We start from the raw sequence: 14,571 nt of genomic DNA, 5'->3' as shown, positions 1-14,571 counted from the left end.
GATCCGGCCCTAGACCCCTACCGTCTTCAGGTAGTTCCGGATGCCGTCCACCACCAGCTGGTGGTCCTCATCCGAGCTCAGCCCCGACACCGTGACAGCACCGATCACGCCGGCACCGCGGACACGGATAGGGAACGAGCCACCGGCAAGTGTGTAGTCCTCAGGCGTGAGCCATCCACCGCCCAGGGGATCGCGCGCGGAAAACTGCTCGGACAGCAACGCGGTGCTGTGCTCGAACCGCAGCACCGAGGCGGACTTCCGCCGGATCCACTCTTCCTGATCTGACGTCGCGCCCGGCAGCACGCAGCGGAAGAGCACAATGTTGTGCCTGCGGATATCAATGGCAACGCCAAATTCCGAAGCGATGGCGTGGTTGGCGATCAACGATCCGAGCCGCCAGGCGTCATGGTGATCGAACGAAGCAAAGACCAGCTCTTCTTCCTGCTGGCGGAGCTCGGCGAGGCGCGGTGAATCAGTCATTGTCGGTTCCTTCCACGACGGCATCGGACTCGTATCGAAGCCCGATCTGCCGGCGTATCTCGTCCATTGCCGCCATGATGGACACACTTTCGGCCGGGGGAAGGATAGTTCCCGCACTGGATCCGGCCCGAACCAAGCGCTCCAGCTCAGCCGCCTGGAACTGCATGCCCCGGCTGTTCACAGGCTGGTCGTACCGTTCAATCACGCTTCCGTCCACGGCATGAACGGTGAAGGGGACGGGGTTGTACCAGGTGTGCTCGATGTCGATCCAGCCCTCTGTTCCGATGACCATTGCACGATTGGCGCTGGCGGCATCAAGTTCACAGTCCACCACAGCCTGGGCGCCGGTGGCGTACTCAAAGATCGCAGCGGTCTGGCGGTCCACGCCGGTGGCCGACATGGAGGCGCTTGCCCGGATGGCGGACGGCGTGCCCAAGATGTCGAACGCAAAGGAGATCGGGTAGATCCCCAGGTCCAGCAGCGCCCCACCGCCAAGGGCGGGATCGTTGAGCCGGTGCGCTGGGTCTTGGGGAAGGCTCTGGTTGTGGCTGGCCACGACTTTGCGGACCTCGCCGATAGTGCCTGCAGCGATGAGTTCGCGGATGCGGATCATATGAGGCAGGAACCGGGTCCACATCGCTTCCAAGGCAACGAGCCCCTTGGACTCCGCGAGGTCAACGATGTCCTGCGCTTCGCGGGCGTTCATGGTGAAGGACTTCTCCACCAGCACGTGCTTGCCCGCATTCAGCGCCAACAGCGCATTGGCGTGGTGGAAGGGGTGCGGCGTGGCGATGTAGACCACGTCCACCAACGGGTCAGCCACCAGATCCTCGTAGCTTCCGTGCGCGGTGGTCACCCCGTGCTCCTCGGCGAACAACTCACTCGTTTCCAAGGAGCGCGAACCCACAGCCTGCACGGCAAAGCCGTTCTCCTTCAGGTCCTGTGTTTGGAGCCCGGCAATAAATCCGGTGCCGAGGATTCCCCAGCGGATCGTTCCGTCGGAGGTGCCATTGCTGAGGGTCACGAGCTTAGTCCTTTGCGGAGTCTGGAAACGGGGCAGTGAACGGGTACGCCACAAACGCAAAGCGCTCGGAGTCCGGCGACCAGCTGTTGACGTTGAGGGTACCTTGGCCGCCGAAGAGTGGCCATGTATGGAGGGGAGTGGTCCAGTCCTCGGTCGAAACAAGGACGACGGCGACCGGTAAGTCAGCGGGGTGGCCTTCCGTCCCGCTGGGGAACCGGATGTACGTGGCGTAGCGGCCATCAGGGGAGAGGTGCGGGAACCAGTCGACGGTATCGGATTCGAGGAGACGCTCAAAGCCGCTGCCGTCGGTCTGGATACGGGCTAACTGAGCGTGGCCCGGAACTGAGGTGAAGGACTCCGTGTTCAGGTAGATCCATTGTCCGTGGGGGGAGTACTCCGGACCATCACAGTGGCCCGAACCGACATCCAAGCGGCCGGCATCCAAGCGGGCGACAGCACCGCCGTCGGACGCTATGGTCATGAGGCGACCCGGCTGGGTAAAGTCGCCTGCCTCGATGGCCACGTACGCCAGCTGCGCTCCGTCGGGGCTGACGCCGTGGAGGAAGTGGAAGGCTCCGTCGTCCCCGGTGATGCGCGTTGCGGGGCCGCCCTCCAGCAGGGCGCGGTAGATGTGGCCGTCATTCGCGGAGAGGAAGATGCCGGTGCCGTCGGGGTCCAGGACGTGGTCGTTGTTCAGGTCCGGGATGCCGGTGAACGGAACCTCGGTGGGTTCACCGCCGGAACCACCGGTCACATCCAGCGTCCACAACTTCCCGTCCCCGTTGAGGACAAGCGCGGTGCCGGCGAGGGTCCAGTTGGGGGCCTCCAACAGCATGTGGTCGGTGGCGTACACCACAGCGGATTCCCCGTTAACCGACGCGATCCACACCTCACAGCGCTGGCCGGATTGTAGGGTGCGGATCACGTCGGTTTTGTCCTAGTCCTTGCTGCTGAAGGCGGCGTCGAAGGAGGTTTGGGAGGCGGGGAAGTCGAACTTCTTGAGCGCGGCGAGGGCTTCGGGGGCGCCGTGGAGGCGGTCCATGCCGGCGTCTTCCCATTCGATGCTGATGGGTCCGTTGTAGCCGATGGCGGTCAGGGCGCGGAAGGATGATTCCCAGGGAACGTCGCCGCGTCCGGCGGAGACGAAGTCCCAGCCGCGGCGGGGGTCGCCCCAGGGCAGGTGGGAGCCCATGACGGTGTTCCGGCCGGTCGGGCGGAGCTTGGTGTCCTTGCAGTCCACGTGGTAGATCCGGTCTTTGAAGTCCCAGATGAAGGAGACCGGGTCGATGCCCTGCCACATGAAGTGGGAAGGGTCCCAGTTCAGGCCGAACGCTTCCCGGTGGCCGATCGCTTCGAGGGTCCGGACGGTGGTCCAGTAGTCGTAGGCGATTTCGCTCGGGTGGACTTCGTGGGCGAAACGGACACCGCATTCGTCGAAGACGTCCAGGATGGGGTTCCAGCGGTCGGCGAAGTCCTGGTAGCCGGCGTCGATGACTTTTTCGGGGACGGGCGGGAACATGGCCACGTACTGCCAGATGGAGGAGCCGGTGAACCCGACGACGGTGTCCACGCCGAGCGCTTTGGCGAGGCGGGCGGTGTGTTTCATTTCTTCGGCGGCGCGTTGGCGGACGCCTTCGGGGTCACCGTCGCCCCACACCTTGGACCCGACGATCGCTTCGTGGCGGAAATCGATGGGGTCATCGCAGACGGCCTGGCCCTTGAGGTGGTTGGAGATGGCCCAGACCTTGAGGTTGTACTTTTCCAACACTGCGAGTTTGGATTCGACGTAGCCGGGTTCGTCCCAGCGCCAGGCGTCCAGGTGGTCGCCGGAGACGGCGATTTCCAGGCCGTCGTAGCCCCAGCCCGAGGCAAGGCGGGCGACTTCCTCGAAGGGGAGGTCGGCCCACTGGCCGGTGAACAGGGTGTACGGGCGGGGCATGTCAGGCTCCTTCAATAGTGGTTGCGTTGAGCTGGATCAAAGAACTTTTGGCGGCGGCGGACTCTTCAACCGCGGCGAGGATGTGCTGGACGTTCAGCCCTTCCTCGAACGACGGCGACGGAGCCTCACCGGAGGCGATGGCGGTCAGGAAGTCACGGATCTGGTGCGTAAAGGTGTGTTCCCAGCCGATGATGTGGCCCTGCGGCCACCACGCTTCAAGGTAGGGGTGTTCGGGTTCGTTGACGAGGATCCGCCGGAACCCCTGCTCCCGGACCGGGGCGGTGGCGTCCAGGAAGCCAAGCTCGTTCAGCGCCTCCAAGTCGAAGAGGATGGTGCCCTTGTCGCCGTAGATTTCGAGCTTGAGGGAGTTCTTCTGGCCCGTGGCCACCCGGCTGACTTCAACGGAGGCGATGGCTCCTGAGGCTAGGGTCAGCGTGGCCCAAGCGGCGTCGTCGACCGTGACATCTTCCGGACCATCAGCGCCGGGGCGGCGGTCCACGAAAGTGTGCAAACGGCCGGAGACCTCGGTGACGGCATCGCCGAGAAGGAACAGGACCTGGTCGATGGCGTGCGAGGCGATGTCGCCGAGCGCACCGGATCCTGCGGTTTCTTTTCGGAGGCGCCAGGTCATGGGGGATTCGGCGTCGGAGAGCCAGTCTTGCAGGTACGCGGCCCGGACGTGCCGGACGGTGCCGAGGCGGCCTTCGGCGATGAGTTCGCGTGCCAGAGCCAGGGCGGGGACGCGGCGGTAGTTGAAGCCGATCATGGACTGCACCCCCTTGGCCCGCGCTTCTGCTGCGGCTGCGGTCATGGCTTCGGCCTCGGCGAGGGTGTTGGCCAGGGGCTTTTCCACCAGGACGTGCTTGCCGGCTGCCAGGGCTGCGATGGCGATTTCGGCGTGCATCCACCCGGGGGCGCAGATATCGATGATGTGGATGTCGTCCCGTTCAATGACGGAACGCCAGTCTGTAGCGGACTCGGCCCAGCCGTACTTGGCTGCAGCGTCGGCTACCTGGGCGGCGTCCCGGCCGACGAGCACTTTCTGTTCGAAGGCCGGGACGTCGAAGAAACTGGCCACGTTCCGCCACGCATTCGAGTGGGCCTTACCCATGAAGGCATAGCCGATGGCGGCCACGCCCAGCGGGCGCTGGGCCCGGGCAGGTGTGTGGTCGGATGGGTGGGCGGGGGTGGTCATGTTCGTGTTCCTCGCTGGTTTCGCTGGGGATTTCTAGAGTGTTGCTGTTTCCGGTGCCCAGTCCTCAGGGAGGGCGGCCGAAGTAGGTGCGTTGCTGGTGACGTCCACGAACGTGCCCGATTCCACGGATTCGGCAATCGAGACCATGCTGTCCAGCACGTGGTACGCGAGGTCGCCGGTGGCGCGGTGGGCGGTGCCGGAACGAATGGCGCGGGCCATGTCCAGCACACCCAGGCCGCGGCCGTTGGCCGGACCCGTGGCAGGGATGATTTCCGGTTCTTCCGCGCCCGGACGCCACAGTTTCAGGTCGCCGTCGAAATAGTTCGGGTCCGGCAGGGACAGCGTAGCCTCCGAGCCTGTGATTTCAACGAAGCCCATGCGTTGGCGCGGCGACTCGAAGGAGAACACGCTGTGGCTGGACTGGCCGCCCTCGAACTGCGCCATCGCGGAGACGTGCGTGGGGACCTCGACGGCGAATTCCTCGCCGGCCTTGGGACCGGAACCGATGACGCGGGTCGCCTTGGCGGAGGAGCCGACGGCGGCCACCTTGCGGATCGATCCGAAGGTCTGGATCAGCGCGGTCAGGTAGTACGGGCCCATGTCGAACAGGGGGCCGGCGCCGTGCTGGAACAAGAACGCAGGGTTCGGGTGCCACGATTCCGGACCGGGGGTCTGGAATGTGGTCATGCCCGTCAACGGAGTACCGATGTCGCCACGCTCGATGATGCGCCGGGCGGTCTGCAGACCGGCGCCCAGGAACGTGTCCGGGGCGGTGCCGAGGCGGATGCCCGCGGCGTCAGCAGCCTTGAGCAGCCCGAGCCCGGACTCGCGGTCCAGCGAGAACGGCTTCTCGGTCCAGACATGCTTTCCTGCGTTGACCGCCGCGGTGGCGACCTCGACGTGCGCCGCCGGGATGGTCAGGTTAACGATGATTTCGACGTCGGGATGGTTCAGTGCCAGCTCGGGGGCACCGAATTCGGCGATCCCGTATTCCTTGGCCCGCGCCTCGGCGGCCTCGACGAAGAGGTCGGCGATGACCAGGACCTTTACATCCGGGAACGTGGTGAGGTTGTCCAGGTACTGCTTGCTGATGTTGCCCGCGCCGATGACGGCAACGCCGACCGGGCCTTTACGGGTCGATGGTGCGAAGCTCATGCCTGCACTCCTTCTGCTGCCTCTGCGCTGGCTGCAGCGGTCAAGTAGTTCAGGCTTTCGGTGATGCCTTCGAAGATGTCGCCGGAGTAGTCGTCGAATTCAACGACGCCAACTTCCAGGGACTTCGCCGCGGCGATGACATCCAGCACGGGAATGGTTCCCCGGCCCGCGGGCTGCTGCGCCTTGGTGTCGGTGTTGCCCGGGCCGTCCTTGATGTGGATGAGTTTCACGCGGTCGCCAAGGCGGGCCAGCAGTTCCACGGGGTCCTGGCCACCGACGGCCACCCAGTACGTGTCGACCTCGAGAACAACTTCCGGATCCAGCAGCCCTTCGAAGTACTCCAACGCGGTCTTGCCCTCGATGGTGGACTCCAGCTCCCAGGCGTGGTTGTGGTAGCCAACGCGGATGCCGTACTCAGCCCCCTTCTTCGCCGCAGCGTTGAGCTTGGCTGCCGTGCCCTGGATGGTTTCGGCGTCCTGCCAGTGCTCGGCCGGGAGGAACGGATCGATCACGGTGGTGATGCCCAGTTCCTTGGCAGCTGCAAAGATCTCGTCCTGGTCCTGGCTCAGGAGCGGCGCGTGGCCGGAAGGAGCGGTCAGGCCGTTCTCCTTCAACGCCCCGCCCAGCTCCGAAGCCGTGGCCACGAAGTTGTAGGGCTCAACCTGGGTGAAACCGATCTCGGCAACCTTCTTGATGGTTCCAGGCAGGTCCTCCTGGATGGCATTGCGGAGGGTGTACAGCTGGAGTGAGTAAGACATTGGGTTCCTTTGCGGGAGTGGGTTTTTCCGGAAATCAGGGACTTGGCGCCAGTCTAGTTAGCGCCCTGCGAGGGAGCCACCGATTCCGCCGACGCTGAAGTATTTGTTCAGGGCGGCGAACACGATGATCGGCGGGAGCATCATGACGACGGCCAGGGCCATCACGGAGGTCCAGTCAGTGGCATTTTGCTGGAAGAAGGACTGCACGCCCATTGGGAGCGTGAAGATCTCGTTGGAGCGCAGGAACACGATGGCTACCAGGTAGTCGTTCCATGCGAGGAGGAAGGCAAAGATGGCGGTGGAAAGGATGCCCGGCAACGAGTTCCGGAGGACCACCTTGGTGAAGGATCCGAACACGGAGCAGCCATCGATCCAGGAGGCTTCTTCGAGGCTGATGGGGATGGAGTCGAAGTAGGCGGCCATCATCCAGGTGGCGACGGTCATGGTGGACCCCACGTAGATGATGGTGATGCCCAGCAGGTTGTCCACCAGGCCCATGCCTGCGAAGAGAATGAACAGCGGAACCACCGAGGTGATGATGGGCAGGGACTGCATCACGAACAGGAGCAGGGAGTAGCCGGAGACTGCTTTGGAGCGCCCGCGGGAGAGGACGTACCCGGCCGGTGCGGCCACGGCCACAGAGACCACTACGGTGGAAAGTGTGGTGACCAGGCTGTTCTGCAGCCACGTGGCAGCGAGCGTCCCGTTGAAGACATTGGCGAGGTTTTCGAAGGTGAACCCTGTAGCGGTGCTGGTGGGCCCCGGGGTGAAGGCCAGGACCACCGTGACCATGATGGGGACCAGGACGATGACGGTGATGGCCAGGATCAGGACGAAGCGCCACCAGCGTCCGCGCATGCCGGCTTCGGAGAGGACGCGGCGGGTCTTGCCCGAGTCGGTGATGCCGAGGGCCGGGCCGGATTCGGGGTGTGCGTGGAGTGCAGCGCTCATTATTCGACGCTCGACTTTCGGATCTGGCGGTACAGGATGACGGAGATGACAACCAGGGTCATGGTCATGAGGAAGGCGATGGCGACGCCGGGGCCGGTGGCGAAGTCCTGGAAGACCGTGCGGTAGGCCAGGACCACCAGGGAGGTGGTGGCACTGACGGGGCCGCCGCCGGTGAGCAGGTAAATGGTGGGGAAGTCGTTGACGCAGAAGATCGTCATGAGGATCCACGAGATGTAAGTGGAGCGGGCAATCAGCGGCAGGGTGATCTGGGTGAACTGCTGCCACTTGGAGGCACCGTCCATGCTGGCCGCTTCGTAGACCGTGGTGTCCACCGAGGCCAGGGCCGCGGAGATCATCATCATCATGAAGGGGAAGGACACCCAGACCTTGAAGACCATGACGGTGATGGAGGCGAGCGTCGGATCGGCGAGGAAGAGCGGGGTTCCCAGGCCGAGGCCACGGAAGATCGAGGGGATGAGGCTGTCCGGGGTGGCCACCAGCCAGTTCCAGGCTGTGGAGGAGACCACGATCGGCACTACCCACGGCAGGAGCAGCAGGACCTTGAAGGTGTTGCCGGCAGGGATCTTGGTCCGCAGCAGCAGGGCCAGGCCGAGGCCAACCAGCCAGGAGCCGAACACACCGACGATGGTGAACCACAGGGTGAATTGTGCAGCCTTCCAGAACGCGGGGGAGGACAGGACGTTCGCGAAGTTCTCGCCGCCCACGAAGTTGCCGGTCTGGAGCAGGTCACCGTCGTGTGTGGCTTGGACTGCTGCGTGGATCAGCGGATAGCCGTGGATCAGGACCAGCAGGACAACCGAAGGGATGAGGAGCCAGAAGAAGGTCCGGGTGGTCTGGGCGCTGAGCTTGCTCTTGCGCCCCGGGGAGGCCCCCGGGCCGCCGGGAGCAAGCCCCCGACGGGCCCGGGACAGGCCGGATGGTGCGGTAGTTGATGACATGGCAGGTACCGTTCTACTTCTTCAGGACCGACTCGAGGCCGGACTGGAAGGTCTGCAGCGCGGTTTTGGCGTCGGTTGCCTGGCCGGTCAGGATCGACTGGCTGAACTGGTTCAGTGCCTGGCCGCCGTCGAGGGCTGCGAGGTTGGCGTTGAGCGTGGAGCCCTGGGATGCGAACGTCTTGGCGATGGGCTGCCAGTCCTTGACGATCTTGACGTTGTTCGGGTCATCGGCGAACTCGGGGATTTCAGTGATGGACTTGAACACCGGGAGGGCGGACATGAGCTTCTGCTTCCACAGCTCCTTGAGCTGGCCCAGGTAGTAGACAAGGAACTCTTCGGAAGCTTCCTGTGACGGGGTGTTCTTGTACATCATGATGTTGTTCGGGAACACGATGGTGGCCTTGTCGCCATGCGGGCCCGTGATGGGGTCGGCCACCAGCAAGTCGCCGGAGGTGTCGCCCACACGCTGCGGAACGTTGACCTGGAACAGGCCGAATCCGGCCTTGCCGTCCTTCCACTGCGCCGACATGTTGTCCGTGGTGTAGCTGACTGCTGCCGGGTCGACGATGCCGTTGGACACGAGCTCCAGGACGAATTCCATGGCTTCGACGTTGCGGTCGTTGAGGAGGTCCAGTTCCCCGTCCTTGTTCCAGACGCCACCGCCGTTGTTGACCATCATCATGATCATCGAGTGGTTGCCGTAGTTGTTGCCCGAACCTGCGCCGGTGGCGAAGCCGAACGCGCCCAGCTTCTTCAAGGCCTTGCCGGCCTCCAACAGGGAAGGCCAGTCGGTGGGCAGGGCCACGTTGGCTTTCTCGAACAGGGACTTGCGGTACCAGAACACGCGCATGTCCAGCTGCCACGGAACAGCTACGTAGCCCTTGTCCGACTTGAACGGATCCAGGACTCCGGGCAGGAAGTCATCGAACTGCCCGTTGGACTTCAACTTTTCGATGACCTTGTCCGCGTACGCGATCTGGCCCTGCTGCTCGAACTGGAACGCCTGGAAGCCGCCACCGGTGGATACTGCCGGGCCGGTCTTGGACGCGATGGCCGAGGAGAAGGTCTGGTAGAAGTTGTTCCACTGGATGATCTGGTAGTTGGCCTTGGCGTTGTTCGCACCGGAGAAGCCTTCCGCGATCTTCTTGGCGGCGTCGTTGTAAGCCGGGGTTGCCCACGGCATGTCCCAGAACTTTACGGTGCCGCCGGCACCACCACCTCCACCCTGGGTGGCTGAGCCGCCGCCGCAGGCGGCCAGCAGCGGAACTGATGCTGCGGCTGCGGTGAGGCCGAGGAAATTGCGGCGGGAGAAGGAACGGGTGGCTGCGGATTGAACATTCATAGTGATTCCTTTCGGGACCGGCAACGCGGTTTTGGCGTTGGTTTTCCGGTCCAGCTCAACTTTGAGTAGGGCAAACGGATACTGAATGGCTGGATAGTGCTGTTGTTGTAGGGCTCGGTCAGATGAGTGCTGTGATGGATTCCGACACCATGGCGAAGCCGTGCAGGTCGGAGGGGGTGGTGCCGGCGTCGAGATGTTCCTTGAGCCGGCGCCAGGTGGCCCGGTGGGCCGATTCGTAAATCGTGGGAAGAAGCAGGTCGCCCTGCGGACCTGTGACCGTGACCATTGCCGGCCAGGCAGCAACCGGTTCGGGCAGCGCGACGCTGACGCCGCCATCGTCCGTGAGCAGGCTGATGTTCACGCCCGCCGGACGGGCGCTGGTCACGATGCCGTGGAGGGCGACCGGAGCGCCGTTGGCGAGTATCGCCGTCGACGTATAACCGTGCGGTCCGCGGGTCAGGAGCCTCAGGCTTCCCAACGGACCCGTGAGGCGAACGACGGCGGCGAACTGGTCGGCGAGCAACTCGCCGGCGTCGGTTCCCGCCGGAGCAATGGCGACGGAGTCAAGCATGGCGGCACGTCCGAGCATGGAACGGACGGCGTCCTCGGCGGCCGGAATGGCGGGGTTTGATGCCCAGCGTTGGTCGAGGACCACGGCGGCGCCTTGGTGTCGCGCAACTGCCTGAAGGGACCCGGTGTCTTCCGCCACGGGGTTGATGACGACTACTCCTCGCGCTCCCGCAGTGATGGCCTCGGCGGTTTCCGTGGCCCAGCCTGGACGGCCTGCGATGACCACGACGTCTGCTTGGCCTTCAGAGGTGGCCGGGCTGAAGGATTCGGGGAGGGAAGCGACGGCCAAAGCTACAGCGCCAGGTTCCCGGGCCTCCGGAGTTGCCCGGACCGTGTAGTGGGATGTCCCTACGGCGGCGCTCATGCGCGGGCTCCTTCGATGGCACCATGACGGGCTCCTTGCTGGGCTTCGACGTTCGCGACCGTGGCGTCCGTGATGTCCAGGGCGAAGGTCAGATCATCAATCAGGGTTTGCGCGGCGGGCGGCTGCTTGGTTCCTGTGGCCAAGGCAGCCAATTCGCGCCACTCGCCTTCGTAGCCGTTGTGCTCGAAAGGGCCGTGAACCGTGGAGTGCGTGCCGCGGGTGAACGTTGCCACCGCGGATCCTGCTTGGACGTAGGACGGGGTGAAGTCGATACGGAGCCCAGTGTCATCGGAGATGGCTTCGAAGCTCCATTGCGGCTTCCACGTGGTGTTCATGGCGGCGCGGAGTTCGATGGACCGGGAGGGCGTGCGCAGTGAGATGACGTACCCGAAGGGGCGGACGTGGCGGGCTTCCAGTACTTCGATGTCCTTGAAATCGGGGGTGAACCGGCGGATCAACGGGAGGTCGTGGATGGCCAGGCCCATGACGCCGCCCTGGAGCGCGCCCTTGATGACCTCGAAGTCCGTGTAGTCCGGGGTTCCGCCTGCGGGACGGGTGATGATCTCCGTGGCGAAGTCTTCGAAGCGGGCGTTGGGTGGAAGGACGATCGAGGAACGGATCGTGTGGGCCTTCTCCGGGAGATCGCCCCAGTTCCCGCTTGCAGCGAGCCAGCCCGGATCGAACGTGTGCATGGCGCCCACGATGATCGGCACCCCGGTTTCCCGGCTGACGGCGGAGATCCGTGCGGCTTCTTCTGCGTTCAAGGCGAAAGGCTTTTCGCAGAGGACAGCTTTCTTGCCGGCGCGGCAGGCGGCGATGACCTGTTCTGCGTGGAACTGGTGCGGGCTGCAGATGGCAACGACATCCACGGCAGGGTCGCCGAGGAGGGCCTCGATGGACGTGCTGTGTGCTGCGCCCACGCGGGCTGCAACCGACTCAGCCACGGCGGGGTCGACGTCCATGATGTGGCGGACGGTAAGGATGTCGCCCAAGCGGGCGAGTGACGGCAAGTGGATGGCCTGGGTGACCGGGCCGGCGCCGAGGATGCCGACTCCCAAGGGTGGGGTGGCGTCTATGTGGCTGGACAAGTTCAGCTACCTCTTCGTAAGCGGACTGGTGTGCTGCTCATCACAACCTAAGGGGACTTTTGTCGAGCGTCAAGCAAAAGTTGAAATATGGTCGACAAACTTCTGCTGCATGACACGCATAAGCAATCGTGCTTCACTAAAGGCATGACAACAGCCACCGGAAACGACGCCGGAAACACCTCCGTTCCGGAGGCTGGCAACCTTTCGCGTGCTGGCGATCTGTTCCAACTTCTCCGCGACGGCCAGGCCCGCACCCGGGCGGAACTCGCCGTCACCACCGGATTGGCCCGCTCCACCGTCGCTTCCCGCATCGATGCCCTCATCACTTCCGGACTGGTAGGTCCCGCAGGTGAGGCCAGCTCCAGTGGCGGCAGGCCGCCGTCGCGCTTTGCTTTCAACCCCGCCGCACGCGTTGTCCTGGCCGTCGACGTCGGAGCGACCCACGTGATTGTTGCCGTCACCGACCTCGGCGGAAGCATCCTCGCGGAGCGGAGGCTGGGGCAGGAAGTTGCCGACGGTCCGGAAGTCGTCCTGGGCCGGGTCATCTCTGCCGGCCGCGAGCTCCTGGCCGAAGCCGGCCGTCAGTCCGGCGATCTCGCAGGCATGGGCATCGGGTTGCCCGGGCCCGTTGAACACGACACCGGGCGGCCGGTGAAGCCACCGATCATGCCGGGGTGGGATGGATTCGACGTCGTCACGTACGTCCAGCGCTCGCTGCCCGTACCCGTCCTGGTGGACAACGACGTGAACATCATGGCCCTCGGCGAGCGCACCGCGTACTGGCCGGACCATGACAACTTCCTCTTCATCAAGGTCGCTACCGGCATCGGTGCGGGCATCATCAGCAGCGGCGAGCTGCAGCGTGGCGCCAATGGCACCGCGGGCGATCTCGGCCACGTCCGTGTTCCGCGCGGCGACGACGTTCTCTGCCGTTGCGGCAACCACGGGTGCCTTGAGGCACTTGCCTCGGGCCCCGCCGTCGCACGTCAACTCCAAACGCAAGGCCTGGAAGCGTCCACGGGCGCCGACGTCCTGCGGCTCGTTGGGGAAGGAAACCTCCAAGCGATCCAGGCGCTGCGTCAGGCCGGGCGCGACGTTGGCGATGTGCTGGCCACCGTGGTCAACCTGCTCAACCCGTCCATGATCATCATCGGCGGCAGCGTGGGGGAGGCCGGCGAGCACCTCGTGGCCGGAATCCGTGAGGTGGTCTACCGGCGGTCCTTGCCGCTGGCCACCACGCACCTGCGCATCGGCATCTCCATGGCCGGTGACCGTGCGGCGATCCTGGGCGCCAGCCAGATGGTCACGCAGTACGTCCTGTCGCCGGCAGTGATTGAGGCCACGCTCCAAGCGACGGGTTAAGGCCTTGTTTGGGGCCTGTTGCCGGGCGGCGGCGTGATAGCAATGAAAGTGATGAAAACGCTTCCTGCTTCCCCCTGCGTCCGATGAGCCGGTTCCTTGCCAAAGTTCCCCGCGGTTGGCTGATCCTTGCGTGCATCGGCCTCATCGCCCTGAACATGCGCGGACCCTTCGTGGCCGTGGCGCCCGTGGTCGATTCCCTGAGGCAGGACCTCGGTTTCTCGCCTGTTGAGCTCGGGCTGCTGACAGGCATTCCGGTGCTCTGCTTCTCCCTTGCCTCGCCCTTGGCTTCGTTGGCCGGCCGACGGTTTGGGGCTGAGTTCGCCGTGATGCTGACGTTGCTCGGCGTGCTGGCGGGCGTCGTGATCCGTTCCAGTGGGGGTGGCGCTTCGGTGATGGTGGGCACGGTCATTATTGGCGTGGCCATCACCATCGGCAACATCGCGGTGCCGCTCATCATCCGGCGGGACTTCGCGCCCCGACGACAAGCGACGGCGATGGGCGTCTACACCGCTGCCCTCAACATCGGCTCGTTCCTCACATCCGTGGCCACTGCACCGCTGGCGGAACAGGTGGGGTGGCGGCTCGCGTTGGCTGCGAGCGCTGTGTTGGCGCTGGCCGCGATCCTGTTCTGGGTGCCAACGGTCGGTGCGCGGCGGGCCTTCGTGCCGGCCGCTGTTCCTTCGCCTGCTGCGTCCCTGTCCGGTCCTGTCGCGGGCGTCCGCTGGCTGACGGTGGGACTGACACTCGGCTTCGCGGGTCAGGCCTTCTCCTACTATGGTGTCACCGCGTGGCTGCCCAGCTTCCTCTCCGATGAGCTCGCCATGGGCACCGCCGAAGCCGGGGCCGGCTCTTCCCTCTTCCAAATATTCGCGATTGTGGGCGGTCTGGGCGTGCCGCTCCTGGCCCGTTTCGCCAGTACGACGACGGTGGCGGTCACCTTGAGCGCGCTGTGGTTGACGGTTCCCGTGGGCCTGTTGCTGGCGCCTTCGTGGTGGTGGATGTGGTCCTCGCTGGGCGGCGTCGCCCAGGGCGGCGGCATCACGGTGATCTTCATTGCCATCATCAAGTTCGCCCAATCGCAGGCCGCGGCCGGGAAGATGTCCGCCGTGGTGCAGGGGGTTGGCTACTGCTTCGCTGCGTTGGCTCCCACCATTGTCGGCTACGTCCACAGTGTGACCGACGGCTGGACTGTTCCGTTGTTCGTGATCCTCGGCTCGGTGCTCACGTTCTGCGTGTGCACCACGTTGTCCGTGCGCTGGGTGGCCCGCCAGCAGTGAATCAGCTGGGCATGGGAAAGCCCCGTTGCTGGGCTGCCTCCCCGACGGTCGGGGTCACTTGTTGCGAAGAGTGCAGGCAGCCCAGCGTCGGGGCTCGGTGTGTCGCT

At 64.8% G+C, this 14,571-nt stretch carries 14 protein-coding genes; 2 read left to right on the top strand and 12 right to left on the bottom strand.

Annotation, left to right across the window (positions count from 1 at the left end; translation table 11 throughout):
• Nucleotides 1-9: 9 nt before the first annotated feature.
• The 12 genes from QF015_RS14065 to QF015_RS14010 all read right to left on the bottom strand — a co-directional run bounded on the left by QF015_RS14065 (nt 10) and on the right by QF015_RS14010 (nt 11,825).
• A complete protein-coding gene (locus tag QF015_RS14065) occupies nt 10-480 on the bottom strand; it encodes a heme-degrading domain-containing protein (protein WP_429389735.1) in 471 nt (156 codons plus the stop codon).
• Nucleotides 473-1,504 carry a Gfo/Idh/MocA family protein gene (locus tag QF015_RS14060; protein ID WP_310202831.1) on the bottom strand — a complete coding sequence of 344 codons (1,032 nt, stop codon included), beginning with the start codon at nt 1,502-1,504 and terminating at the stop codon, nt 473-475. The genes QF015_RS14065 and QF015_RS14060 overlap by 8 nt, the downstream gene beginning before the upstream one ends.
• Nucleotides 1,505-1,508: 4 nt before the next feature.
• Nucleotides 1,509-2,429, bottom strand: a complete 921-nt coding sequence (locus tag QF015_RS14055) for a TolB family protein (RefSeq protein WP_429389733.1) — start codon at nt 2,427-2,429, stop codon at nt 1,509-1,511.
• A 12-nt stretch (nt 2,430-2,441) separates the two neighbouring features.
• Nucleotides 2,442-3,443 (bottom strand): sugar phosphate isomerase/epimerase family protein, encoded by a 1,002-nt coding sequence (locus QF015_RS14050; protein WP_310202826.1) that lies wholly within the window; start codon nt 3,441-3,443, stop codon nt 2,442-2,444.
• Nucleotide 3,444: 1 nt separating this feature from the next.
• The gene (locus tag QF015_RS14045) at nt 3,445-4,638 is read right to left on the bottom strand and encodes a Gfo/Idh/MocA family protein (RefSeq protein WP_429389730.1); all 1,194 of its coding nucleotides are present in this window, start codon (nt 4,636-4,638) and stop codon (nt 3,445-3,447) included.
• Nucleotides 4,639-4,671: 33 nt separating this feature from the next.
• A complete protein-coding gene (locus QF015_RS14040; protein WP_310202822.1) occupies nt 4,672-5,793 on the bottom strand; it encodes a Gfo/Idh/MocA family protein in 1,122 nt (373 codons plus the stop codon).
• The gene (locus QF015_RS14035) at nt 5,790-6,551 is read right to left on the bottom strand and encodes a sugar phosphate isomerase/epimerase family protein (protein ID WP_429389728.1); all 762 of its coding nucleotides are present in this window, start codon (nt 6,549-6,551) and stop codon (nt 5,790-5,792) included. The genes QF015_RS14040 and QF015_RS14035 overlap by 4 nt, the downstream gene beginning before the upstream one ends.
• A 57-nt stretch (nt 6,552-6,608) precedes the next feature.
• Nucleotides 6,609-7,502 carry a carbohydrate ABC transporter permease gene (locus QF015_RS14030; RefSeq protein WP_429389727.1) on the bottom strand — a complete coding sequence of 298 codons (894 nt, stop codon included), beginning with the start codon at nt 7,500-7,502 and terminating at the stop codon, nt 6,609-6,611.
• Complete coding sequence (locus QF015_RS14025) at nt 7,502-8,461, bottom strand: carbohydrate ABC transporter permease (RefSeq protein ID WP_310202817.1); 960 nt, start codon at nt 8,459-8,461, stop codon at nt 7,502-7,504. The genes QF015_RS14030 and QF015_RS14025 overlap by 1 nt, the downstream gene beginning before the upstream one ends.
• 13 nt (nt 8,462-8,474) lie before the next feature.
• The gene (locus QF015_RS14020) at nt 8,475-9,803 is read right to left on the bottom strand and encodes an ABC transporter substrate-binding protein (protein WP_310202815.1); all 1,329 of its coding nucleotides are present in this window, start codon (nt 9,801-9,803) and stop codon (nt 8,475-8,477) included.
• A 118-nt stretch (nt 9,804-9,921) separates the two neighbouring features.
• Entirely contained in the window at nt 9,922-10,737 is an 816-nt protein-coding gene (locus QF015_RS14015; RefSeq protein ID WP_429389724.1) for a hypothetical protein, read from the bottom strand.
• Complete coding sequence (locus tag QF015_RS14010; protein ID WP_429389722.1) at nt 10,734-11,825, bottom strand: Gfo/Idh/MocA family protein; 1,092 nt, start codon at nt 11,823-11,825, stop codon at nt 10,734-10,736. The genes QF015_RS14015 and QF015_RS14010 overlap by 4 nt, the downstream gene beginning before the upstream one ends.
• A gap of 144 nt (nt 11,826-11,969) precedes the next feature.
• On the opposite strand from QF015_RS14010, the gene QF015_RS14005 reads away from it, so the two are divergent.
• Both QF015_RS14005 and QF015_RS14000 read left to right on the top strand, forming a co-directional pair.
• Complete coding sequence (locus QF015_RS14005; protein ID WP_310202809.1) at nt 11,970-13,187, top strand: ROK family transcriptional regulator; 1,218 nt, start codon at nt 11,970-11,972, stop codon at nt 13,185-13,187.
• A gap of 83 nt (nt 13,188-13,270) precedes the next feature.
• Nucleotides 13,271-14,464 (top strand): CynX/NimT family MFS transporter, encoded by a 1,194-nt coding sequence (locus tag QF015_RS14000; protein ID WP_429389719.1) that lies wholly within the window; start codon nt 13,271-13,273, stop codon nt 14,462-14,464.
• Nucleotides 14,465-14,571: the final 107 nt, after the last annotated feature.

It is taken from the genome of Paenarthrobacter sp. TE4293, assembly GCF_050435325.1.
GTDB lineage: Bacteria > Actinomycetota > Actinomycetes > Actinomycetales > Micrococcaceae > Arthrobacter > Arthrobacter nitroguajacolicus_C.
This window is presented reverse-complemented; position numbering and strand designations above follow the sequence as displayed.

What these genes read in the sequence shown, in the direction of transcription:
- QF015_RS14015 (WP_429389724.1), bottom strand. Translation starts at nt 10,737, where the DNA reads ATGAGCGCCGCCGTAGGGACATCCCACTACACGGTCCGGGCAACTCCG.
- QF015_RS14000 (WP_429389719.1), top strand. Translation starts at nt 13,271, where the DNA reads ATGAGCCGGTTCCTTGCCAAAGTTCCCCGCGGTTGGCTGATCCTTGCG.
- QF015_RS14035 (WP_429389728.1), bottom strand. Translation starts at nt 6,551, where the DNA reads ATGTCTTACTCACTCCAGCTGTACACCCTCCGCAATGCCATCCAGGAG.
- QF015_RS14065 (WP_429389735.1), bottom strand. Translation starts at nt 480, where the DNA reads ATGACTGATTCACCGCGCCTCGCCGAGCTCCGCCAGCAGGAAGAAGAG.
- QF015_RS14025 (WP_310202817.1), bottom strand. Translation starts at nt 8,461, where the DNA reads ATGTCATCAACTACCGCACCATCCGGCCTGTCCCGGGCCCGTCGGGGG.
- QF015_RS14020 (WP_310202815.1), bottom strand. Translation starts at nt 9,803, where the DNA reads ATGAATGTTCAATCCGCAGCCACCCGTTCCTTCTCCCGCCGCAATTTC.
- QF015_RS14005 (WP_310202809.1), top strand. Translation starts at nt 11,970, where the DNA reads ATGACAACAGCCACCGGAAACGACGCCGGAAACACCTCCGTTCCGGAG.
- QF015_RS14040 (WP_310202822.1), bottom strand. Translation starts at nt 5,793, where the DNA reads ATGAGCTTCGCACCATCGACCCGTAAAGGCCCGGTCGGCGTTGCCGTC.
- QF015_RS14050 (WP_310202826.1), bottom strand. Translation starts at nt 3,443, where the DNA reads ATGCCCCGCCCGTACACCCTGTTCACCGGCCAGTGGGCCGACCTCCCC.
- QF015_RS14030 (WP_429389727.1), bottom strand. Translation starts at nt 7,502, where the DNA reads ATGAGCGCTGCACTCCACGCACACCCCGAATCCGGCCCGGCCCTCGGC.
- QF015_RS14045 (WP_429389730.1), bottom strand. Translation starts at nt 4,638, where the DNA reads ATGACCACCCCCGCCCACCCATCCGACCACACACCTGCCCGGGCCCAG.